Source organism: Burkholderia sp. BCC1047 (assembly GCF_902833155.1).
Lineage (GTDB): Bacteria > Pseudomonadota > Gammaproteobacteria > Burkholderiales > Burkholderiaceae > Burkholderia > Burkholderia sola.
The window spans coordinates 109,615-132,287 of record NZ_CADFEH010000023.1 but is presented as its reverse complement, the minus strand read 5'-3'; the positions used below and the strand labels follow the sequence as shown (position 1 = coordinate 132,287).

Sequence of the window (22,673 nt, the reverse complement as noted above, 5' to 3'; positions counted from 1 at the left end):
CGAACGCATTAAGCTCAAGTTGAAAGGGCTGAGTCCCGTGCAATACAGGACTCAGCCCTTGGGCACCTAGTCTTCAACCGTCCAACTTCGTGGGGTCAGTTCAAACCCCGCCTTTCGATCGATCGCGCCGGCATCAGCCGAGATGCGGATAGTCCGACAACGTGAGCCGGAACCCGTGCGCATTCGCGACCAGTTGCGCCTGTGCCCCGAACGGCAGCGTCAACAGGTCGGGCACGTGACCGAACTGGAGCCCCGTGATGACCGGGATGCCCACCACCGCGCGCACCTGATCGATCATCGCCTGCATGTCGTAGCCGTTGTCGTACTCGAACGGCCGCGCGCCGGTGAACTGGCCGAGCACGAGCGCCTGCTGCCGCGCGAGCAGCCCCGACAGGTGCAGTTGATAGATCATCCGCTCGATCCGGAACGGCTGCTCGTTGACGTCTTCGATGAACAGGATGCCGCCTTCGATGTCGGGCATGTACGGCGTGCCGACCAGCGACGTGAGGATAGCGAGGTTGCCGCCCCACAGCGTGCCCGTCACGTTCACCGTCTGCACCTGCGGTGCGTCGGCGACGATCGTCGTGCTCGACTGCGTCAGCGTCTGCCAGAAATGCTGCATCGTGAAGTCGCTGGGCGTTTCCGCGCCGAAATCGGCCGACAGCATCGGGCCGCCGAACGTCTTGATGCGCGCCTTCGCGTACAGCGCCAGTTGAATCGCCGTGAAGTCGCTGTGACCGACGAGCGCGACCGGCTGGTCGCGCAGCCGGCGTTCGAGCCCGCGATAGTCGAGCCCGTGCAGGATGCGCGCGGCGCCGTAGCCGCCGCGCACCGCGAGCGCGATGTCCGGCAGCGGCCGCTCGGGATCGGCGAGGCGGTTCAGGTCGCCTGCCCGCTCGCCGTCGGTGCCGCCGAAACGCTGGAAGCGCCGCTGCGTCGCCTCGATGTTCTCGATGCGCTGCTGCGCGGTGCTGAGGCGCTCGAGCGCGCGGTTGATCGCGTCGGGGTCGTGCGGATAGCCGGACGGCGCCAGCAGGCGGATGGTGTAGGACACGGCGGGCTGGAAGGACATGGCGAAAGGTGTCGGGGTCGTCAAACCTGCTTAGAGGGCCGGAACCGTGTCCGGTTCACGAAAACCGTGCACGCCCGGGACGCCGGGCGCAGCGAGCGGCGGCCTAAGACGCGCCGGATTCGGCGTCGCGGGCGAGCCGCGCTTCGCGCAGCGCGCGACGGCGCTCGGCGAAGAACGACTTCAGCGCGGCGCCGCACTCGTCGGCGAGCACGCCGCCGGTCACTTCGGTGTGGTGATTCAGCTGCGGATTCGCGAAGGCGTCGATCACGCTGCCGCACGCGCCCGTCTTCGGATCGGCCGCGCCGTAGACGACCCGCGCGATGCGCGCGTGCATGATCGCGCCTGCGCACATCAGGCACGGCTCGAGCGTCACGTACAGCTCGCAGCCGGGCATCCGGTAATTCTGCAGTCGCTGCGCGGCCATGCGCAGCGCGGCCATTTCGGCATGCGCGGACGGGTCGTGCCCGCCGATCGGATGGTTGAAGCCGCGGGCGATCACTTCGTCGCCGCGCACGAGCACCGCGCCGACCGGCACTTCGCCGGCCGCGCGCGCCTCTTCGGCGGCAGCCTGCGCTAGACGCATGAAATGGAGGTCGCGCGCCGCGACGGGCGCGGTTTCGTGAACGGGAGAATCGGCGGCGGGGTCAGCGGCCGCGGCGGCTGCAGAGCGTGCTGCGTCGTGCAGCGCGTCGGACGTCACATCGTCCCCGCTTCGGCGGGCGCGTCGTCGAGCCCGCGCTCGCACAGGCGTTCCGCGATGCGCCGGCAGTAGTCGCGCGGCATCACCATCGGGCCGCCGCGCAGCGATTCGAGCGCCATGTCGAGCGCGAGGATCTTCGCCTGCAGCCGGCAGCGCGCGGCACGGTCGCTGACCGCCTGCACTTCGTCGTGCAGGTTGCGCAGCGCGCGCAGTTGCTCGACGGCCGGCGGCACGAAGCCCGCGTTCTTCAGGATACGGTTGGCCACCCGCACCTCCTCGGGCACGAGCAGGTCGTCATCCAGCGCCTGCGGCGCGCCGGTACCCGGCAAATCGTCGAACTCGCCCCGCGCGGCGGCGGCGGCAATACGTTGTTCGACCAGGGCGTCAAGCAGTCTCATCAGTCAATCGGAACAATGCGGCAGGGCGAATTCTAGCAGGGTGACGCCGGTATGACAGGCCCTTCGAATACATGCTCGATATTGTGGTTTTAGGGGCCTAATCGCAGCGCATGCGCGCCGATCCCTGTCACTTGCCGCTCTGCTGCGCCGCAGCAGGCTGAGCGCGGTTTGGACGCGGGCGAATGGAACGCGTATCCGGGCCCATTTTTTATCCACACCGATGCAGCCGACCGCCGTCGATCGCGTGAAAACGCGACGCGCGTCGCTTCCGCTGCTCGATTACGCAGCCACGGTTTCCGGCCGCGCCTTCGCGAACGGGCGGAACATCGTCGCGATCAGGAACGCGCCGATCCCGATCGCGAACGAGCCGAGGTACAGCCAGCCATAGCTGCCGAACGCATCGACGATCAGGCCGCCCGCGACCGGGCCCGCAGCCATCCCGAGGCTGCCGGCCATCGCACAGCCGCCGATCACGGTGCCCATCATCCGCAGCGGGAAATTCTCGCGCGCAAGCACCGAATACAGCGGCATCACGCCCGCATAGATGAAACCGAACAGCGTCGCGACCGCGTAGAAGCCGTCGAGCGTGCGCACGAAGTAGTAGCCGAGCGCGCCGAGCGCCTGCGCGAGCAGCCCCGCCACCAGCATGCGCTTCGCGCCGAGCCGGTCGCCGAGGATCCCGAACGCGATCCGGCCGCCCATGCCCGCAAGCCCTTCGACGCTGTAGATCGACACCGCGATGATCAGCGGAATCCCGCAGGTCACCGCGTAGCTGACCGTATGGAAGATCGGGCCCGAATGCGTCGCGCAGCAGAAGAAGTTGGTCAGCACGAGCACCATGAACTGCGGCGAGCGCAGCGCATCCGCGACCGACATCGCGGCAGGCGCGCCGGCCGACGCAGGTGCAGCCGCCGCGTGCGTGGATTCAGGATCGAGCGCGGGCGCCCGGCGCACCAGCAGCGACACCGGAATCATCACGACGGCCGCCAGCGCGGCGATCAGCAGCATCGACGTGCGCCAGTCGCGCACCGACACGAGCCACGCCGCGAGCGGCGCCATCGTCATCGGCGCCATCCCCATGCCGGCCGACACGAGCGAGACCGCGAGGCTGCGGTGCGTGTCGAACCAGCCGGTCACGCACGCCATCATCGGCGCGAATATCGCGGCCGTCGCACCGCCGACGGCCAGGCCGAAGGTCAGCTGGAACACGAGTAGCGACGGCGCGCGGCTCGCCAGCGCGAGGCTCGCCGACAGCAGCACGGCGCCCGCGATGACGACCGGCCGCGTGCCGACGCGGTCCGACAGGCTGCCCCACGCCATGCTCGCGAAGGCCATCGCGATGAAGCCGAGCGTCATCGCGGCGGAGATGCCGGTCATCGACCAGCCCGTATCGCGCGCGATAGCCCGCAGGAACACCGGCAACGAAAACATCGCGCCGATCGCGACGCAGCCCATCAGGCCGCCCGCGGCGACGATCACCCAGCGGTATCGGGAATCCGGCATGTGGCGTGTCATGTGGCCTCTCCTCGTTCGTTGCGCCATTCGTGGCAACCGGCTGGCCGGCCGCATGGCGCGGCGCACTGCCCGGTCGATATCGATACGACGGGCGGCACATCGGGAAATCGACATGCGCGGCGCATGGGCCGCGAATTTTTTATTTTGGGCGAATCCGCTCGGCTCGCAAGGGTCGGATCGCGCGCCCCACTTTTCCTCGACGGGAAATTCGAAATCAGAAATCGTTGGTTGGGGCACGCACTCGCGCTGGCTACACTCGCCCCATCTTGTCATAACAAGTTGACCGATGCCCCCAACCAACGTCGTGCCGCTGTCCGCGGCCCCGCTCTACGTGCAGATCAAGGACACGCTGCGCGCGCGCATTCTCGACGGCACCTACGCGCCGCACAGCCGGATGCCGTCCGAGCACGCGCTCTGCGCGATGTTCGACGTCAGCCGCATCACGGTGCGCCAGGCGCTCGGCGACCTGCAGAAGGAAGGCCTGCTGTTCAAGCTGCACGGCAAGGGCACGTTCGTGTCGAAGCCGAAGGCGTTCCAGAACGTGACGTCGCTGCAGGGCTTCGCCGAGGCGATGTCGTCGATGGGCTACGAGATCGTCAACCAGCTGCGCAGCCTGCGCACCGTGAAGGCCGATCGCCATCTCGCGACGAAGCTGAACGTGCCCGAAGGCGCGCCGCTCGTCGAGATCCATCGCGTGCGGCTGCTGAACCGCGAACCCGTGTCGCTCGAACAGACCTGGGTGCCCGAAGCGCTCGGCAAGCGCCTCGCCGGCGCCGATCTCGCCACCCGCGACATCTTCCTGATCCTGGAGAACGACTGCGGCATCCCTCTCGGCCATGCCGACGTGTCGATCGACGCGATCCTCGCGGACGACGACATCGTCGACGCGCTGCACGTCGAGGAAAGCAGCCCGGTGCTGCGCATCGAGCGCCTCACGCACGACGCGTCGGGCGCGCCGATCGACTACGAATACCTCTACTTCCGCGGCGACGCCTTCCAGTACCGGTTGCGCGTCGACCGGCAGAAGGCGCGCAAACCTGCAAGGAACCCGCGATGAATACCCATGTGCACGAATACGACATCGTCGTGGTCGGCGGCGGCACGGCCGGCCCGATGGCGGCCATCAAGGCGAAGGAACGCGATCCGTCGCTGCGCGTGCTGCTGCTCGAAAAGGCCAACGTCAAACGCAGCGGCGCGATCTCGATGGGAATGGACGGCCTGAACAACGCGGTGATCCCCGGCCATGCGACGCCCGAGCAGTACACGCGCGAGATCACGATCGCCAACGACGGGATCGTCGACCAGGAAGCCGTGTACGCGTACGCGACGCACAGCTTCGCGACGATCGAGCAGCTTGACCGCTGGGGCGTGAAGTTCGAGAAGGACGGCACCGGCGACTACGCGGTGAAGAAGGTCCACCACATGGGCTCGTACGTGCTGCCGATGCCGGAGGGCCACGACATCAAGAAGGTGCTGTACCGGCAACTGAAGCGCGCCCGCATCGCGATCACGAACCGGATCGTCGCGACGCGCGTGCTGACCGACGCGCAGGGTCGCGCGAGCGGCGTGCTCGGCTTCGACTGCCGCACCGCCGATTTCCACGTGATCCGCGCGAAGGCCGTGATTCTCTGCTGCGGCGCGGCCGGCCGCCTCGGCCTGCCGGCGTCGGGCTACCTGATGGGCACGTACGAGAACCCGACCAACGCGGGCGACGGCTACGCGATGGCCTATCACGCGGGCGCCGCGCTCGCGAACCTCGAATGCTTCCAGATCAATCCGCTGATCAAGGATTACAACGGCCCGGCGTGCGCGTACGTGACGGGCCCCTTGGGCGGCTTCACCGCGAACGGCAAGGGCGAACGCTTCATCGAATGCGACTACTGGAGCGGCCAGATGATGTGGGAGTTCTACCAGGAACTGCAAAGCGGTAACGGCCCCGTGTTCCTGAAGCTCGACCATCTCGCGGAAGAAACGATCCGCACCATCGAGCAGATCCTGCATACCAACGAACGGCCGAGCCGCGGCCGCTTCCATGCGGGGCGCGGCACCGACTACCGCAGCCAGATGGTCGAAATGCACATCTCCGAGATCGGCTTCTGCAGCGGCCACAGCGCATCGGGCGTGTACGTGAATGCGCGCGCGGAGACGACCGTGCCGGGGCTGTACGCGGCTGGCGACATGGCGGCCGTCCCGCACAACTACATGCTCGGTGCGTTTACGTATGGCTGGTTCGCCGGGCAACACGCGGCAGACTACGTGGCCGGCCGCGAACACGCGCCGGTGGACGACGAGCAGGTCGATGCCGAACGCACCCGCGTGCTCGCGCCGCTGCAGCGCGAGCGCGGCCTCGCGCCGGCTCAGGTCGAGTACAAGCTGCGCCGGATGGTGAACGACTATCTGCAACCGCCGAAGGTGACGCGCAAGATGGAAATCGGGTTGCAACGTTTTGACGGAATCACTGAGGATATCGAAGAAATCAAGGCGAACAACCCGCACGAACTGATGCGCGCGGCCGAAGTGCGCGCGATCCGCGATTGCGCGGAAATGGCCGCGCGCGCATCGCTGTTCCGCACCGAGAGCCGCTGGGGGCTGTACCACCATCGCGTCGATTTTCCGCACCGCGACGATGCCGAATGGTTCTGCCACACGTGGCTGCGCAAGGACGCCGCCGGCGCGATGCGCAGCGAGAAGCGGCCGGTCGAACCGTACGTCGTGCCGCTTGCCGACGACGAACGCGGCGCCTACGCGCAGTTGCGCATCCGCGAACCGGCCGCGCCCGCGGCCGCTCTGTGAGGAACCTTGCCATGCCCCATACCCCGCACGACATCTTCCAGCGCAGCAGCGCGCCCGTGACGATCGACGAGTCGCTGTGCATCGCCGACAAGGGCTGCACCGTCTGCGTCGACGTGTGCCCGCTCGACCTGCTCGCGATCGACGTCTCCAAGGGCAAGGCGTACATGCAGTTCGACGAATGCTGGTACTGCATGCCGTGCGAACGCGACTGCCCGACCGGCGCGGTCAAGGTCGACATCCCTTACCTGCTGCGCTGACACGGCGCGCCACCTGCGCACCGACGACAGCACGATCGAGCCCGTGCTCATCGACATCAAGCGCCGCTGTCTCGCGCTGCTGCGCGACGCGGCCTGAGCGCAGTTGCCCATTCACCGCACCGACTTTTCTCCATGACCGCTTCTTCCTCCGCTTTCCCGCTGTCCGGCGTGCCAACCGTCGATCACGCCGATCATGCCGCGCTCGTCGCTCGCCTCGCCGCAGCCGATGCGTCGGTGCGTCGCATCGCGCTGCTCGAACTCGCCGATCTCGAAGCGCCCGAACTCGTGCCGTCGTTCGTCGCGGCGCTGCGCGACGACCCGTCGGCCGACGTGCGCAGCGAGGCCGCACGCGTGCTCGACGCGTGGGAGCAGCCCGATGTCGTCGACGCGCTGTGCCACGCGCTGCTCGATCCGGACGACGGCGTGCGCGCGACCGCCGCGCAAAGCCTGTCCGAACTGAAGGATGCGGCATCGGGCGCCGTGCTGTGCCGGTGGGCCGACCGGCCCGAGCCGTTCGTGCGCGCCGCCGTGCTGCGCGGCTTGCGCGAGTTGCGCGACCCCAACGCGTTCGCGCCCGCGCTGCGCGCGCTCGACGCGAGCGCCGCTGCCATACGCACCGAGGCGGTCGTCGTGCTCGGCTGGCTCAAGGACGGCCGCGCGCTGTCGCCGCTCGCGCGCATCGCGACCACGGACGCGGATGCGGACGTGCGGCGCGCCGCGGTCGGCGCGATCGGGTTTGCGGCGGCCGACGATACCGCGGTCGTCACCGCGTTGCTCGCGGCGCTGCGTGACACTGAATGGCAGGTGCGCGAGGAAGCGGCGGCCACGCTCGGCAAGCTGCGCGCCGCCGTTGCGCGCGACCCGCTCGTCGCCGTGCTCGACGACGATTACTGGCAAGTGCGCTTGCGCGCCGTGCGTGCGCTCGGGCAATTGCGCGATGCGGCCGCGGCATCGGGCGTCGTCGCGCTGCTCTCGCATACGATCAGCAATCTGCGCAAGGAAGCCGCGCTCGCGCTCGGCGAATTGCGCGACCGGGCGACGCTGCCCGCGCTGCACGACGCACTCGACGATCGCGACCCCGAAGTCCGCAAGGCCGTGCGGATCGCGATCGGACAGATCGACGACGCATCGCGATGATCGCGCCGACCGACATCACGCTCGATCACCCGGCGCGCGCACTGACGCTGCACTGGCCCGACGGCGCCACGCAACGTATCGGCTATGCGCGGTTGCGCAGCGATTGCCCGTGTGCGGAGTGCCGGCGAATTCGCTTCGATGGCGGTGATATCGACGCGCGGCCAGGGCTGACGCTGGACGGCGTGGAAGCGCTCGGCTACGGCGTGCGCTTCCTGTTCGGCGACGGCCACGCACGCGGCATTTATCCGTGGCCGTATCTGGCGGACCTCACGTAGGGGCGACGACGCGACTTCCACGCTCGCGCGGGCCACATGGCAAGCAGGCGAAAACGCTGCGATACTGACGCCCACGATCGTCGCCAGCTACCGTGGGAGCAGCACCATGCAAACCGCAGTCGGATTCATCGGTCTCGACGTGATGGGCACGCCGATGGCGCTCAATCTCGCGCGGGCCGGCACGCCGCTCGTCGCGTGGAGCCGTTCGCACGGTAGCGACGATGCACTGCGCGACGCCGGCGCACGCGTGGCCGAAAACGTCGACGAAGTGTTCACGTCCTGTCGCACCGTGATTCTGATGCTCGCGAACGACGGGGCAATCGACGCCACCCTCGCGCGCGGCACGGCCGGTTTTGCCGCCCGGGTCGGCGGCCACACGATCGTCAACATGGGCACGAATGCACCCGAATACTCGCGCGCGCTCGCCGATGACATCGCCGCCGCGTCGGGCCGCTACGTCGAGGCGCCGGTGTCGGGCTCGCGCAAGCCGGCCGAAGCCGGGCAGCTCGTCGTGATGCTGGCCGGCGCGCCGACCGACGTCGATGCCGTCCGCGCGCTCGTGAAGCCGCTGTGCCGCGACAGCTTCGTGTGCGGCGACGTGCCGTCGGCGCTGACGATGAAGCTCGCTGTCAACCTGTTCCTGATCACGATGGTCACCGGTCTCGCCGAGGCCACGCATTTCGCGCAACGTCACGGTATCGACCTCGCGCGCTTCGCCGACGTGCTGAACGCCGGCCCGATGGCCAGCGACGTGTCGCGCGTGAAGCTCGGCAAGCTCGTCGCGAACGATTTCTCGGTGCAGGCCGCGATCACCGACGTGCTGAAGAATGCGCGCCTCGTCGCCGAATCCGCGCGCGGCATCGGCATCGCGTCGCCGCTGCTCGACATCTGCCACGCGCTTTACGGCGAGACCGAACAGGCCGGACATGGCGCGGCCGACATGGTCGCCGTGATTCGTGCGATCGAACGGCGTACCGGGGACGCGCGATGAGCGGCGTGCACGTGCACGCGTTCGTTCCCATCGACGGGTAGGAGCGACCATGCCCGCAACCGACAACGCTGCTTGCTTGCGCCCCGTTCCCGCCGTGATCGGCATCGTGCTGCGCGAACGCGACGTGTTGCTCGTGCGCCGCGCGAATCCACCCGATGCAGGCTGCTGGGGCTTTCCCGGCGGCAAGATCGAGCCGGGCGAGCCGCTCGCGGATGCGGTCGTGCGCGAGATCGCGGAAGAAACGACGGTCGACGTCGAGGCGCTCGATGCCTTTACCGCGCTGGACGCGTTCGATTACGATGCGCACGGCGCCGTGCGCCAGCATTTCGTCATGATCGCGGTGCTGTGCAGATGGCTGCGCGGCACGCCGGCCGCCGGCGACGATGCGCTCGACGCGCGCTGGTTCGGCATCGACGAACTCGACCGCGACGATTTGCCGATGAGCGCGGGCGGGCGGGACGTCGCGCGACGGGCGATGGAGCGGGCGGCGATGCTGGGCCGCGCGCGTCCGCCATTCGCCTGACACTTCCGCTGTCGCTTGCGCATCAGCGCGACGCGTTCGCTCCGTCATGGAACCGGCTGGCCTCCGAGCGCCGAATCATCACACATCAAACCATGCTCAGAATTCGACAATCCACCGAGGCCGACGGCACACGTGTGCTGGATATCTGGCGCCATGCCGTCGACGCCACGCATCACTTCCTGAGCGACGACGATCGTCGTTCAATCGAGTCCGAAGTCGTCGCATTTCTGCCGGGCGCACCGCTCGATCTGGCCGTCGACGAGCGCGATCGCGCGATCGGCTTCATGCTGCTCGACGGCAGCCACATGGAAGCGCTGTTCGTCGATCCCGCGCACCATCGCGCGGGAGTCGGGCGGTTGCTCGTCGAAGAGGCGCTCAAACGCCATCCCGACCTGTCGACCGACGTCAACGAACAGAACGAAGCGGCGGCGGGATTCTATGAACGGCTCGGATTCGAGCGCTGCGGGCGATCGGAGCTGGATGGACAGGGGCGGCCGTATCCGCTGATTCACCTTCGTTATCGCGGTGGCGATCGGGACTGAAGATCATCCCGGCGGGCTGCCGGTCGTCAGCGGCCAGCGCCCCAAAACGTCGTAGTGCGACTTGCCGAGCCAGCTATCGATCAGGACGAAGTCGAACACGGTCCAAGTAATCGGCTCGATCCGGTACTCATCGAGCCTCTGTGCGCCATACAGCAGCGTCACGTGCGGGGTAAAACCCGACGGAAAAACAGGCACACCTGCCCGTTTCAACGCGTCTCGCAACTGCCGTCGAAAATCGATCAAGTCTTCCAGACCGGCCTTCCCCGTCAGCACCAGCGGCTGACGACCGGACCGCCTGTTGAAGCTGATGATCTTGTCGAACCTCACGGAGAAAGACGGTACATCCATGCGGTCCGCGACCGCGCGGGCCCGCGCAAGCTTAGCGTCGGGAACATAAGCGAAGTCACCCAGAGAACCCAGCGTGATGTGCAGACGCTCGGTGCTCACCGGGCTGTCCTTCTCCAGCCGCATGCTTTCGGCAAGGCCGGTAATGCGCGCCGCCGTGGCCGGGTCCAGCATCACGGCGAAAAAGAAGCGGTGCACGGGAACCGGCGGCGGCGCATCGAATCCGGGTAGCGTCAGTTGAGTCACGGCAGCATCTCCGTCCGGCCTGGAGCGAGATTTCATTATCGTCAATCGGTAGCCTGCTCGCTCCTGCTCGATGAATCCGCCGTTCGCGCGCCCCGAAGATGCTACCCTCTCGGCCACACTCGACATCCTCTGATGAAGCACCCGAATTCAACCATGCAAACCGTCGCGGTACTCGACTTCGAAACAACCGGGCTGTCGCCGAATCTGGGCGACCGCGCAACCGAAATTGCCGTCATCCTGCTGCGCGACGGGCAGGTCGTCGACCGTTTCCAGAGCTTGATGAATGCCGGCCGACGCATCCCGTCCGATGTCGTTGCGCTCACCGGCATCACGAACGACATGATCGCGACGGCGCCGCCTGTGTCCGAAGTCATGAAGGAAGCGGCGGCGTTCGTCGGCAAGCATGCGGTCGTGGCCCACAACGCCGGCTTCGACAAGCGCTTCTGGCAGTCGGAACTGGGGATGCTCGGTATGGCGGCCGACCATGCGTTCGCGTGCACGATGCTGGTGGCGAGGCGGATCTACCCGGACGCGCGGAGTCACCGCCTGTCGAGCTTGGCCGAGATGCTGCGGCTGCCGCAAACGGGCCGGGCGCACCGCGCGATGGTCGATGCCGAGATGGCTGGGCATCTGTGGTGCCGGTTGCAGCAGGATATTTCGCGGACTTATGGGCTGGATCGGATCGATCACGCGTTGATGTCGCGGGTTCAGGCGACGACGAAGGCGAAGGTGCCGATGTATCTGCGGTCGCTTGGGCGGGTACATGCGTGACGCGTCCCGTCCCGGAGCAAGATATCGGTGATCGGCCCGGCACTCGGCGGTAAAGATCGAGCGCGATTATAGCGACGCTTCCTTTGTCTTCTTCGTGACGAAGTCGACGAGGGCTCGCATTGCCGACGGCATCTGACGCCGGCCGGGATAGTACAGGTACCATGCCGGAATGCGCGGACACCAATCATCAAGCACTTGAACGACCTCGCCGCTTTTCAGGAACGGCTGCGCATAGTCTTCGATCACCCAGCCGAGACCCGTCCCGTCGCGCACTGCCCGGACAACCTGATGCGCGTCGTTCACCGTCAGGCGTCCTTCGGGCACGATCGTGACGTCGCGCTCATCCTTCGAAAAGCGTCAGGCGAAAATGGTCCCTCCAGGAAAGCGCTGCCTGATGCAGGCGTGTCGCAGCAGATCGTCGGGCCCACTGGGCATGCCGTGGTGCGCGAAGTAGGCCGGCGCGCCGATCACGATGTACTGCAACGGGGGGCCAAGCGGAACCGCGATCATGTCGCGCGCTAGCTCCTCACCGAAGCGTACGCCCGCGTCGAAACCACTGTCGACGATGTCGATCTTCGCGGCATCGCTAATGAGCTCCAGAGCGACATCCGGATATTCGTCGAGAAAGGCCTTGGCCAACGGCGCCAGGACGAACTCGATCGCAGGCGCTGGAGCATTGATGCGAACGGTGCCGGTCGGTTTGCGCCGGTAGTCGTCGATATGGTCGACGGCCTCCGCCACCTCGCGCAAGGCGCCCCGCAGCCGTCGCAAAAGCTTTTCTCCGGCTTCGGTCGGCGCGACGCTGCGGGTCGTCCGGTTCAGGAGACGAACGCCGATCCGCTCCTCGAGATTGCGGATGGTCTGACTCAAGGCCGAGGCCGACACGCCCCGCTCTGCCGCCGCCCCACGAAAGCTCCGGGCTTCCGCCACAGCGGCAAAAACCTCCAGCTCGGCAAGGTTGGGACGCCTCATTGTCAACCTGGTCTAATCAACTCGATAAGAAAGAAGCATATTATCAAACAATCACTTCCGTTCCATCATTGTTTCGACTTCTCCTGGAACCGGCCGTGATGACCCGATTGACCTCTCTCTGCGACATATTCCCCGTTCCTTTTCCAAGATTCCTTCTGCGTATCACCGCCGGCTTGTCCGTCGGTGCGCTTGCGGGGTCGAGCCTTCTGCTGTCCCCCGACGCGCGTGCCGACAGCGCGTTGACGCAGGATCAGGCGCGAGCCTTCATCGCGCCCTTCTATGAGGCTTTGACGGCAAGTTCGGCGGAAGCGGTCTCCGAGCGGCTTCGCCCGGTGACCACGTCTGCCTGGACGTCTTGTGCGACCAACGATGTCTGCGAGCCGCGCGACGCGGTGATCGCCCGCTGGTCCCGGCGGATCGCCGCTGTTCCGGACATGCGCTGGGACCTGAGGGAGGTGCTGGTCGCCGGCGATCGGATCGTCGTGCGCGGCGAAGGGACCGGAACACCGAGCGGCACCTTCCTCGGTGCGCCGCACGCCGGCCGCAGTTTCCGCGTGCTCGCCATCGACGTTCATGTCGTGGAGGGCGGGAAAGTCGTCCGTACCCACCATGTGGAGGATTGGGCGGGGGCAGCGCGGCAGCTTCGCGCAGAGGGCCCGTAATGAACGGCATCGAGACCCTCGCTGGCCCCGCGCAGGCATCGGCAGCATACGGGCAGGCGCGATTGCAGCGCTCGATCGTGCCGTCCTTCAGACATCCCCATGGTCGAGCCGCGCCCTTGGTTGGTTCGATCGCAGGACCGGAAGAAATCTTTGACGGGCCAACTCCGATGACAAAAATCTGCACGCGTGTGCTCCCGCTTGTGGTGGCGCAACTCGCGTTCTTCGCATTCAACGCGAGTGCCCAGGATCTTCGGGGCGAACGTCTTTTCCAGCAGCGCTGCGCGAGCTGCCATACGCTCCAGCAAGGCCAGAACCGGATCGGCCCGCATCTTTCCGGCGTCGTCGGACGCACGGCCGGACAGGTGGAGGGCGCCCCCTATTCCGCTGCACTGCGTAACAAGAGCATCGTCTGGGACGAGGCCACCCTCGACCGCTTCCTGAGCAATCCCAAGCAATTCGCGCCGGGCACGACCATGAGCGTCGCCGTACCGAGCGCGGGCGAGCGGGAAGCGCTCATCACCTTCCTGAAAAAAAATCCCTGAGGCGGCCTCCCATGGCGCTCCGAACACCCACTCCGAGGAACGATCAATGACCGGCCTGACCATCAATGGAAGCACCATCGAGATAGACGCCGACCCGCAGACGCCTTTGCTGTGGGTCTTGCGGGAGCATCTCGGCCTCACCGGCACCAAGTACGGATGCGGCGCAGCAGCGTGTGGGGCCTGCACGATCCATCTCGACGGCAAAGCCGCCTTCGCCTGCCAGACGACGCTGGAGGCAGCCGCCGGCCGAACCGTGACCACGATCGAAGGCCTGTCTCCCGCCGGCGAGCATGCGCTGCAGCGCGCCTGGATCGCGGAGCAGGTGCCGCAATGCGGCTACTGCCAGTCCGGCCAGATCATGCGGGCGGCCGCGCTCCTCAATGCCACCCGCCACCCGACGCGCCAGGAGATCGTCGACACGATGTCCGCCAACCTATGCCGGTGCGGCACCTATCCGCGCATCGTGAAGGCCATCGAGCGCGCGGTGCGGGAGGGCTGAGCCATGAACTTCGACGTCAATCTCTCCCGGCGCGGCTTTCTCGGCGGCACCGGCGCGCTGGGCTTTGCCGTCCTGGCGGGCGGGACGCTGCAGGTTTTCCGTGGCGACGCGCGAGCGCAAGCCGTCGCCGAGACGCCGGGCAATGCGTGGGTGAGCATCGCCCCGAATGACGAGGTGACGATCCGCTTCGCCTCGACCGAGATGGGCCAAGGGATCATGACATCGCTGCCGATGATCCTCGCCGAGGAGCTCGACGCGGACTGGTCCAAGGTCCGAGTTGCGCAGGTCGACCAAGGCGACCCGGCCGTCTACGGCAATCCGAACACCGGCCGCATCCTGTTTACCGCCGGTAGTTCGTCGGTCGAAGGCTATTTCGACATCATGCGGCGCGCCGGCGCCGGCGCGCGGCGGATCCTCGTCCATACGGCAGCCGCCGCCTGGAAGGTACCGCCGACGGAGGTGACGACCGAGCCGGGCATCGTGCTGCATCGCGCCAGCGGCCGGCGCCTCGGCTACGGACAGATCGTGGGCTTGCCACGGCTCGTCACGGACGTGCCGGAAATCACCGATGCCGACCTGAAGCCGCGCTCGGCCTATCGGCTGATCGGCACGGATCCCGGCCGCCGCGACATCCCGGGCAAGACGCGCGGGGAGACGATCTACTCGATCGACGTCCGTCTTCCCGGGATGAGCTATGCCGCCCTGCTGCTGGCGCCGGTGGAAGGCGAGACACCTGTGAGGATCAGCGAACGCGCAGCCAGGGCAGTGCCAGGCGTCATCGATGTCGTGCCGCTACGCAATGCCGTAGCGGTGGTTGCCGAACGCTGGGAGACCGCGCTCCGGGCTCGGGACACGCTCGAAGTGGAGTGGACAGCGACGTCGCACTTCCGCGATGCGGACAGCGCGACCGACCTTGCGACGGAGGTCGCGATTGCCCGTGACCTCGCCCGGACCGGCAGCGTCTGGGAGACGCGGGGAGACACAGCGGCAGCGCTCGTCGCGCCCGGGCGCCGCCTCATCGACGCGCAATACACCACCGAGCACGTCTACCACGCACAGATGGAGCCGCTCGCCGCCGTCGCCGCGGTCGATCCCGACGGCAAGGGCGCCGAGGTCTGGCTCGGCACGCAAAGTCAGACCGTGTCCATCTCGGCGGCCGCCCAGGCGCTGGAGACGACGCCCGACCGCATTCGCTTTCACGCCATGCAGATGGGCGGCGGCTTCGGGCGTCGCACCTTCTTCGCCCGCGACATACTGCACGACGCGCTGCTGCTGTCCCGTGCCGTAAAACGGCCCGTGAAAGTGATGTGGACCCGCGAGGACGACGTGAAAAACGGCTGGCTGCGGCCGGCGACAGCGCACAAGCTGCAGGCGGCACTCGACGACAGCGGTCGCGTCATCGCCCTGAAACACCGCGTCGCCAGCCCTTCCATCCTGGCCTTCGCCGCGCCGCAGCGCTGGGCAAACGCCAACAACCGCGACATCCTGGTGATGGAAGGCACCGAAAGTCGGGACTACGACATTCCCGACTTCCTGGCCGAGCACGTCATCACGGAGCGCCGAGCCCGGGTATCCGCGTGGCGAGGCATCGGCTGGGGCCCGAACTGCTTTGCGCGCGAATGCTTCATCGACGAACTTGCGCAGGCGGCCAACGCGAACCCGGTCGCTTTCCGGCGGCAGCTTCTGACCAAGAGCCCGCGCGGCCTCGCCGTGCTCGACGCCGTCGTGGCCATGTCCAACTTCGGCAACGCGCCCGAGGGCCGGGCTCACGGACTGTCATTCGCCGGGTACAAGACCACACTGGGGGCCGGCGTCGCCGAGATCTCGCTCGACCGATCGTCCGGCCAGATCCGCGTCCACCGCTTCTGGGCAGCGGTCGATCCCGGGATCGCGATCCACCCGAAGAACCTCGAGGCGCAGACCGAAGGCGGCATCATCTTCGGCCTCTCCGGTGTGCTGAAGGAGCGCGTCAGTATCGTGCGCGGTGAGGTCGAGCAGAACAATTTCTACGACTACGAGCCGATCCGCATGAACGAGATTCCCGAAATCTTCATCCGCATCGTCGAATCCGGCGCTGCACCGTCCGGGGCCGGCGAAATCGGCGTGCCGATGACGGGAGCCGCTGTCGCCAACGCGTTCTTCGGCCTGACCGGCAAGCGCATCCGCGACATGCCGTTCACACCGGAACGCGTGCTCGCGCTCACTCGAGCCCAGGTAACGCCAACGTGAAAAAAACCGGCGGATGCCTGCTGCAGACTGACGGAGCCGGAATAGGTCGTTGACCGGGCCGCAGCCGTCGGCCATTCAGGCTTCCGGATTGCGATGAGTGCCGCAATCGCTACCGCACTGCTCGGGGCGACGTCACTCTTGAGGCTGACCGTAGAATACCGGTTGCCTTGCAAGCCGCACCACTCGCGCACGGGCAGTTCCCGAATGCATGCCCGGCCGAGGCTGGCGAGCATAAAAAAACTACCGTCATAGGCCATCTGCCCGTGACGGTAGTCGTTGAATTTCGAACTGGCGAGAGTCCAGGCTGCCGTCAGGTAGCCGGCCGGATGCGACTCTCGCCCACCGGTAGAACCCGATAGACGCCGCAGGAATTTTCTTTATTTGTCACGACGTCATGGCGTATTGCAGCGTAGCCCGGGTTACCGCCGGATAGGCAAAAATCACTCCCACTCAATCGTCGCCGGCGGCTTCCCCGAGATGTCGTACACGACCCGATTGATCCCGCGCACCTCGTTGATGATCCGGTTCGACGCGCGACCGAGCAGCGCATACGGCAGATGCGCCCAATGCGCGGTCATGAAGTCGGTCGTCTGCACCGCGCGCAGCGACGTCACATAGTCGTATGTGCGCCCATCGCCCATCACGCCCACCGACTTGACCGGCAGGAACACCGCGAACGCCTGGCTCGTCAGGTCGTACCAGCTCTTGCCGACATCGCCCTCGCCGCACAGGCCCGCAGCCGCATCCTGCGCGGTCGCGGTCGTGCCACGCAGCTCCTCGATGAAGATTGCATCCGCGCGACGCAGCAGGTCCGCATACTCGCGCTTCACTTCGCCGAGAATCCGCACGCCGAGGCCCGGGCCCGGGAACGGATGGCGGTACACCATCTCCGGCGGCAGGCCGAGCGCGACACCCAGCTCGCGCACTTCGTCCTTGAACAGGTCGCGCAGCGGCTCGAGCAGCTTCAGGCCGAGCGTTTCCGGCAAGCCGCCGACGTTGTGGTGGCTCTTGATCGTGGTCGCCTTCTTCGTCTTCGTGCCGCCCGATTCGACCACGTCCGGGTAGATCGTGCCCTGCGCGAGCCACTTCGCCTTCGACAGCTTCTGCGCTTCAGCCTGGAACACCTCGACGAACTCGCGGCCAATGATCTTGCGCTTCGCTTCCGGATCGGTCACGCCGGCCAGATGGCCGAGGAACTGATCGGACGCGTCGACGTGCACGACCTTCGCATGCAGCCGGCCCTCGAACATGTCGAGCACCATCTTGCCTTCGTTCAGGCGCAGCAGGCCGTGATCGACGAACACGCAGGTCAGCTGATCGCCGATCGCGCGATGGATCAGCGCGGCCGCGACGCTCGAATCGACACCGCCCGACAGGCCGAGAATCACTTCCTCGTCACCGACCTGCTCGCGGATCTTCGCGACGGCTTCCTCGATGTGGTTCTTCATGATCCAGTCGGGCTTCGCGCCGGCGATTTGCAGCACGAAGCGTTCGATGATCTGGCGGCCCTTCACCGTGTGCGTGACTTCCGGATGGAACTGCACCGCGTAGTAGCCGCGCGCCTCGTCGGCCATGCCGGCGATCGGGCAGCTCGGCGTCGACGCCATCAGCGCGAAGCCCGGCGGCAGCTCGGCCACCTTGTCGCCATGGCTCATCCAGACCTTCAGCATCCCGTGGCCTTCGGCCGTCGTGAAATCCTCGATGCCGTCGAGCAGGCGCGTATGGCCGTGCGCACGCATTTCCGCGTAGCCGAATTCGCGATGGTCGCTCCACTCGACCTTGCCGCCGAGCTGCACGGCCATCGTCTGCATGCCGTAGCAGATGCCGAGCACCGGCACGCCGAGATCCCACACGGCCTGCGGCGCGCGCAGTTGATGGTCTTCGTACGTGCTCGCGTGGCTGCCCGACAGGATCACCGCCTTCGGCGCGAACTCGCGGACGAATTCGTCGGACACATCGTTCGGATGGATTTCGCAGTAGACGTGCGCTTCACGCACGCGGCGCGCGATCAGTTGGGTGACTTGCGAACCGAAGTCGAGAATCAGGATTTTGTCGTGCATGGCTGCGGACGGGATGAAGAGAATAAGAAAGGCAGCGCACGAAGCGCTGCGTCAAAAGCATGGATAGCGGCGTCGGGCGGCAGGCGGCTCGCGCGACGCATCGCCGGTCAATCCTGCGACGGCGGGCGCGCGTCGAACGCGACGCTGCCTGACGCGCGCTCGGAGGCGGCCGATGGGGCCGGCGCCGAAGGCGCCACCGGACGGCTGACGACCGGCTCGACCCGCGGCTGTACGACGGAAGCCCGCGCCGGTTCGACCGGACGCTGCGCGTCCCGGCCCTCGAGCGCCTGCGCTTTCTCGCGCCGGCGCACGGCCGATGCGAGGCGCACGCCGCCGAGGCCGAGCAGGATCAACGCGACTCCGGCCACCGCCGACAACACCCGGCCGGCGGCCGCGAGCGCGGGCCCGCTGCCGGTGCCGAGCGACCACACGACCGTCAGCACGCCGGTCAGCCAGTTCACATGGCCGACCGCCCGTGCGACGGGCGCCGTGAGGTCGCCGTTGAACGCCGCATGAAACGCGAGCCACGCGAGCCCGAGCAGCGCGATGCCGAACGCCTGGCCGAGCATCGCCGGCTGGATGTTCGCCAGTTGCAGGGCGTTGAACAGTGCCTGCCAGGGCGTCAGCACGAACAGCACGCCGAACGCCAGCAGCAGCACGGCATCGACGATCAGCACGGCTCGCAGCAGCGGTTTCATCGGCGATCAGTCCACGTGGTAGTTCGGCGCTTCCTTCGTGATCTGCACGTCGTGCACGTGCGACTCGCGCATGCCCGCCGCGGTGATCTGGACGAATTCGGCCTTCTCGTGCAGCTCGTCGATCGTCTTGCAGCCGCAGTAGCCCATGCTCGCGCGCACGCCGCCGACCAGCTGGAACAGGATCGCGTTGACCGAACCCTTGTACGCGACGCGGCCTTCGATGCCTTCCGGCACGAGCTTGTCGATGTTCGCCGAGTTGTCCTGGAAGTAGCGGTCCGCCGCGCCGTCCTTCATCGCACCGACCGAGCCCATGCCGCGATACGACTTGTACTGGCGGCCCTGGTACAGGAACACGTCGCCCGGCGCCTCTTCGGTGCCCGCGAGCATGCTACCCATCATCACGGCGTTCGCGCCGGCCGCGAGGGCCTTCGACACGTCGCCCGAGAAGCGCACGCCGCCGTCGGCGATGCACGGCACGCCGGTGCCCTTCAGCGCTTCCGCGACGTTCGCGATCGCGCTGATCTGCGGCACGCCCACGCCGGCGACGATCCGCGTCGTGCAGATCGAGCCCGGGCCGATGCCGACCTTGACCGCGTCCGCGCCGTATTCGACGAGCGCCTTCGCGGCGGCGGCCGTCGCGATGTTGCCGCCGATCACCTCGACGTGCGGGAAGTTCTGCTTGACCCAGCGCACACGCTCGAGCACGCCCTTGCTGTGGCCGTGCGCGGTGTCGACGACGATCACGTCGACGCCGGCCTGCACCAGCAGCTCGACGCGTTCTTCGTTGTCAGCGCCGACGCCGACCGCCGCGCCTGCGCGCAGCTTGCCGTGTTCGTCCTTGCACGCATCCGGGTGCTCGGTCTGCTTCGTGATGTCCTTGACGGTCATCAGGCCGCGCAGTTCGAACGCGTCGTTGACGACCAGCACGCGCTCGAGGCGGTGGCTGTGCATCAGCGCCTTCGCCTCGGCGAGCGGCGTGCCTTCCTTGACCGTGACGAGGCGCTCGCGCGGCGTCATGATCGACTTGACCGGCTCGTCGAGGCGCGTTTCGAAACGCAGGTCGCGGTTCGTGACGATGCCGACGAGCTGCGGGCCTTCGACGACCGGGAAGCCCGAGATGCCATGCTGGCGCGACAGCGCGATCACGTCGCGCACCTTCATTTGCGGCGGCACCGTGATCGGGTCGCGGACGACGCCCGACTCGAAACGCTTGACCTTGGCGACTTCGCGGGCCTGTTCGGCCGGCGTCAGGTTCTTGTGGACGATACCGACGCCCCCCTGCTGCGCCATCGCGATCGCGAGGCGACCTTCGGTGACCGTGTCCATCGCGGCGGACACGAGCGGCATGTTCAGGGAGATGTTGCGGGTCAGCTTGGTCTTGAGGCTGGTGTCGCGCGGGAGAACGTCGGAGAAGGCGGGAACGAGGAGCACGTCATCGAAAGTGAGTGCTTTTTGGATCAGACGCATGGCAAATCCTATGGGCGCAAAAGCGAATTATACGCGAAGCGCCGCGAATTTTCACAACACGAACAACGGCTTAGCCGGTTTCGGCCGTTCGGGGGCCGAATCGTTCGGATCGCCGTTCGGTTCGTTTTCGATCGCTTTTCGTTTCACGGCCGCGTCGAACCATTCGCGCAACCGCAGGCCGGGCGGCACGTGCGCGTGTCGCGGCGGGGCTACACGGGCGCGACGACAGCGTCCGCGCACGGCCCGGCGACACACCCGCCGAAGCGGCTTGCCTGCCCGCCTCACGCCAGCCCGGCCGCGCGGGCGACCATCGCGATGCCGGCCGCCACCACCGCGTACCCGACGATCCGCGCGACGCGCCCGCCGGCCGGCGCCACGCGTTCGGCGGCGATCGCCACCGCGACGGCGGCCATCACGCGCAGATCCATCATGCCGGCCGCCAGCGCGACCGCCATCAGGTTGCCGCAACACGCGCCGCATCGGATCGCTGCGCGCAGGCCGTACCGCCATGCCGTGACGGCCGCCACCCGCGGCACGTGCCCGCCGTGCGCCGCCGCGTGCCGGCAGCACGCGAGCCGGCGCGCCTTCCACCCGGAGAATTGCAACGCACCCGCCGCGAGCACGACGGCGCCGGCTGCGAACGGCATCGCCCGGGCGAGCGCCGGCAGCCGGGCGGCGGCGGCCGTCAGTGCGGCGCTGGCCGGAAACACGAGCGCGCCGAGCGCGATCCAGACCGAAAAATATCCGGCCCCCGCGACGACGACGAGCCAGGCCGACCGCACCGCCGCATGCGGGCCGATGCGCTGCCGGTAATGCCAGAGCTGCGGCGCGAGCACGGGCAGCATCATCGTCACCGTCATCGCGCCCCACATTCCGGCGAACGCGGCGAACGCGCGCCCGGCGCCCTGCCCGCACGGTCGCAGCCAGGCGGCCGACGCCATCCAGCCGCCGGGCATCGGTTCGCCGCCCATCGCCGCCATCGACGCGTGCTGCGCCAGCAACGCCATCGCGGCGACCGCGAACACGGCCGCGACCGCCACGCAGAACGCCCGGGGATCGGGGGCCGTCTCGCCGGCTTTCGGCCCGGTCGTCATTCGTGTCATCACGCGCTCCCGCCCGTGGCCACCCCGCTCAGCCGCGCGCGTACTCGTCGTGACGGCGCCACCACGGGCCGGCCTCGTTGCGACCGAGCGGCGCGCGATCGAGCCACTGATACATCCCCCACAACCCGTCGAGGCCGCGCGCGTAGGTCGAATACGTGTGATAGACGGCGCCGTCCTCGCGCACGAACGCGCTCATTCCCGGCCGGTCGAGCGAATACGTGCGTGCGTCGGTGCCGCACGTGGCCGCGAACTGCACGACGGGCGCCGGCGGCGGATCCATGTCCATCGCATGGCCGGCCCGCGCATAGTTGTATTCGACGTCGCCCGCGCGCTGCTGCGTTTCGGTGAACGACACGTTGAAGTCGAAGTTGAAATCGCTGCCGACCGACGACGCCCACGGGAACGTCCAGCCCATCCGCTGCCGGTACGCGAGCAGTTTCGCGAGCGGCGCGCGCGACACGGCCGCGAGCGTCACGTCGTGGTGCGCCAGATGCACGGCGAAGCCGTCGAAGCCGTCGGCGAGCGCCGAGCACGACGGGCAGCCGGCCTTGTAGTCGGGACCGAACATGAAGTGGTAGACGAGCAATTGCGAACGGCCGCGAAACAGGTCGTCGAGCGTCGCCTGGCCTTCCTCGGTATCGAACCGGTAAGTCTTGTCGACGCGCACCCACGGCAGCGCCTGGCGCCGCCGTGCGAGTTCGTCGCTTTGCCGCGTCAGCGCCTTTTCCGCGTCGAGCAGCGCGCGACGTTCGGCCAGCCATTCGTCGCGGGTTCCGGTGAGATGGGTCGTCATTGCAGGTTCCTCCTTCCGATGGGTATCCGGGCACGGCATCCGGCGCCGTGTGCGTGGTGCTAGATTAGTGGCCGGCATCGGGC

At 67.4% G+C, this 22,673-nt stretch carries 23 protein-coding genes and 1 pseudogene; 13 read left to right on the top strand and 11 right to left on the bottom strand.

Annotated elements, in window-relative coordinates:
• Positions 1-133: 133 nt before the first annotated feature.
• The 4 genes from ldcA to HWX55_RS23085 form a co-directional block, all read right to left on the bottom strand.
• The gene (gene ldcA, locus HWX55_RS23100) at positions 134-1,072 is read right to left on the bottom strand and encodes a muramoyltetrapeptide carboxypeptidase (RefSeq protein ID WP_175977406.1); all 939 of its coding nucleotides are present in this window, start codon (positions 1,070-1,072) and stop codon (positions 134-136) included.
• Between the two features lie 103 nt (positions 1,073-1,175).
• On the bottom strand, positions 1,176-1,772 hold the full coding sequence (gene tadA, locus HWX55_RS23095; RefSeq protein ID WP_175977405.1) for a tRNA adenosine(34) deaminase TadA: 597 nt from the start codon (positions 1,770-1,772) through the stop codon (positions 1,176-1,178).
• A complete protein-coding gene (locus tag HWX55_RS23090; protein ID WP_027784729.1) occupies positions 1,769-2,170 on the bottom strand; it encodes a DnaJ family domain-containing protein in 402 nt (133 codons plus the stop codon). The genes tadA and HWX55_RS23090 overlap by 4 nt, the downstream gene beginning before the upstream one ends.
• Before the next feature lie 279 nt (positions 2,171-2,449).
• Positions 2,450-3,673: an MFS transporter gene (locus tag HWX55_RS23085; RefSeq protein WP_175977412.1), complete on the bottom strand. Its 1,224-nt coding sequence runs from the start codon at positions 3,671-3,673 to the stop codon at positions 2,450-2,452.
• Between the two features lie 298 nt (positions 3,674-3,971).
• Here HWX55_RS23085 and HWX55_RS23080 point away from each other — a divergent pair, with 298 nt between their 5' ends.
• The 8 genes from HWX55_RS23080 (at position 3,972) to HWX55_RS23045 (ending at position 10,203) form a co-directional block, all read left to right on the top strand.
• Complete coding sequence (locus HWX55_RS23080; RefSeq protein ID WP_175977404.1) at positions 3,972-4,742, top strand: GntR family transcriptional regulator; 771 nt, start codon at positions 3,972-3,974, stop codon at positions 4,740-4,742.
• Positions 4,739-6,478, top strand: a complete 1,740-nt coding sequence (locus HWX55_RS23075; RefSeq protein WP_175977403.1) for a fumarate reductase/succinate dehydrogenase flavoprotein subunit — start codon at positions 4,739-4,741, stop codon at positions 6,476-6,478. The genes HWX55_RS23080 and HWX55_RS23075 overlap by 4 nt, the downstream gene beginning before the upstream one ends.
• Before the next feature lie 11 nt (positions 6,479-6,489).
• Positions 6,490-6,735, top strand: coding sequence for a ferredoxin family protein (locus HWX55_RS23070; RefSeq protein ID WP_175977402.1), 246 nt, complete (start codon positions 6,490-6,492; stop codon positions 6,733-6,735).
• Between the two features lie 132 nt (positions 6,736-6,867).
• Entirely contained in the window at positions 6,868-7,872 is a 1,005-nt protein-coding gene (locus HWX55_RS23065; RefSeq protein WP_175977401.1) for a HEAT repeat domain-containing protein, read from the top strand.
• Positions 7,869-8,147: a gamma-butyrobetaine hydroxylase-like domain-containing protein gene (locus HWX55_RS23060; RefSeq protein ID WP_175977400.1), complete on the top strand. Its 279-nt coding sequence runs from the start codon at positions 7,869-7,871 to the stop codon at positions 8,145-8,147. Before HWX55_RS23065 ends, HWX55_RS23060 begins: the two co-directional genes overlap by 4 nt.
• Before the next feature lie 106 nt (positions 8,148-8,253).
• The gene (locus tag HWX55_RS23055; RefSeq protein ID WP_175977399.1) at positions 8,254-9,138 is read left to right on the top strand and encodes an NAD(P)-dependent oxidoreductase; all 885 of its coding nucleotides are present in this window, start codon (positions 8,254-8,256) and stop codon (positions 9,136-9,138) included.
• Positions 9,139-9,187: 49 nt separating this feature from the next.
• Entirely contained in the window at positions 9,188-9,661 is a 474-nt protein-coding gene (locus HWX55_RS23050; protein WP_175977398.1) for an NUDIX hydrolase, read from the top strand.
• Between the two features lie 92 nt (positions 9,662-9,753).
• On the top strand, positions 9,754-10,203 hold the full coding sequence (locus HWX55_RS23045) for an acetyltransferase (protein WP_050013330.1): 450 nt from the start codon (positions 9,754-9,756) through the stop codon (positions 10,201-10,203).
• 3 nt (positions 10,204-10,206) lie between these two features.
• Here HWX55_RS23045 and HWX55_RS23040 read toward each other — a convergent pair whose 3' ends face one another.
• Complete coding sequence (locus HWX55_RS23040; RefSeq protein WP_175977397.1) at positions 10,207-10,830, bottom strand: 2'-5' RNA ligase family protein; 624 nt, start codon at positions 10,828-10,830, stop codon at positions 10,207-10,209.
• A gap of 117 nt (positions 10,831-10,947) precedes the next feature.
• Here HWX55_RS23040 and HWX55_RS23035 point away from each other — a divergent pair, with 117 nt between their 5' ends.
• Positions 10,948-11,565, top strand: coding sequence for a 3'-5' exonuclease (locus HWX55_RS23035; protein ID WP_175977411.1), 618 nt, complete (start codon positions 10,948-10,950; stop codon positions 11,563-11,565).
• A gap of 66 nt (positions 11,566-11,631) precedes the next feature.
• Here the strand turns inward: HWX55_RS23035 and HWX55_RS23030 are convergent.
• A pseudogene (locus HWX55_RS23030) lies at positions 11,632-12,537 on the bottom strand (LysR family transcriptional regulator).
• Positions 12,538-12,635: 98 nt separating this feature from the next.
• Here HWX55_RS23030 and HWX55_RS23025 point away from each other — a divergent pair.
• Genes HWX55_RS23025 through HWX55_RS23010 form a run of 4 tightly spaced genes read left to right on the top strand, consistent with a single transcriptional unit; the run spans position 12,636 to position 16,469 of the window.
• On the top strand, positions 12,636-13,199 hold the full coding sequence (locus tag HWX55_RS23025; RefSeq protein WP_175977396.1) for an ester cyclase: 564 nt from the start codon (positions 12,636-12,638) through the stop codon (positions 13,197-13,199).
• Positions 13,199-13,741 carry a c-type cytochrome gene (locus HWX55_RS23020; protein WP_208458721.1) on the top strand — a complete coding sequence of 181 codons (543 nt, stop codon included), beginning with the start codon at positions 13,199-13,201 and terminating at the stop codon, positions 13,739-13,741. Before HWX55_RS23025 ends, HWX55_RS23020 begins: the two co-directional genes overlap by 1 nt.
• A 46-nt stretch (positions 13,742-13,787) precedes the next feature.
• On the top strand, positions 13,788-14,240 hold the full coding sequence (locus tag HWX55_RS23015) for a (2Fe-2S)-binding protein (protein ID WP_175977395.1): 453 nt from the start codon (positions 13,788-13,790) through the stop codon (positions 14,238-14,240).
• A 3-nt stretch (positions 14,241-14,243) separates the two neighbouring features.
• Positions 14,244-16,469, top strand: a complete 2,226-nt coding sequence (locus HWX55_RS23010) for a molybdopterin cofactor-binding domain-containing protein (protein ID WP_175977394.1) — start codon at positions 14,244-14,246, stop codon at positions 16,467-16,469.
• Positions 16,470-16,909: 440 nt separating this feature from the next.
• Here the strand turns inward: HWX55_RS23010 and guaA are convergent, their stop codons facing one another.
• The 5 genes from guaA to HWX55_RS22985 form a co-directional block, all read right to left on the bottom strand.
• The gene (gene guaA, locus HWX55_RS23005; RefSeq protein ID WP_050012880.1) at positions 16,910-18,529 is read right to left on the bottom strand and encodes a glutamine-hydrolyzing GMP synthase; all 1,620 of its coding nucleotides are present in this window, start codon (positions 18,527-18,529) and stop codon (positions 16,910-16,912) included.
• Positions 18,530-18,636: 107 nt separating this feature from the next.
• The gene (locus tag HWX55_RS23000; protein WP_175977393.1) at positions 18,637-19,227 is read right to left on the bottom strand and encodes a hypothetical protein; all 591 of its coding nucleotides are present in this window, start codon (positions 19,225-19,227) and stop codon (positions 18,637-18,639) included.
• A 6-nt stretch (positions 19,228-19,233) separates the two neighbouring features.
• Complete coding sequence (gene guaB / locus HWX55_RS22995) at positions 19,234-20,694, bottom strand: IMP dehydrogenase (protein ID WP_175977392.1); 1,461 nt, start codon at positions 20,692-20,694, stop codon at positions 19,234-19,236.
• A 281-nt stretch (positions 20,695-20,975) separates the two neighbouring features.
• Positions 20,976-21,797 (bottom strand): DUF2182 domain-containing protein, encoded by an 822-nt coding sequence (locus tag HWX55_RS22990; RefSeq protein WP_175977391.1) that lies wholly within the window; start codon positions 21,795-21,797, stop codon positions 20,976-20,978.
• A gap of 28 nt (positions 21,798-21,825) precedes the next feature.
• A complete protein-coding gene (locus tag HWX55_RS22985; protein ID WP_175977390.1) occupies positions 21,826-22,590 on the bottom strand; it encodes a DUF899 domain-containing protein in 765 nt (254 codons plus the stop codon).
• Positions 22,591-22,673 lie beyond the last annotated feature (83 nt).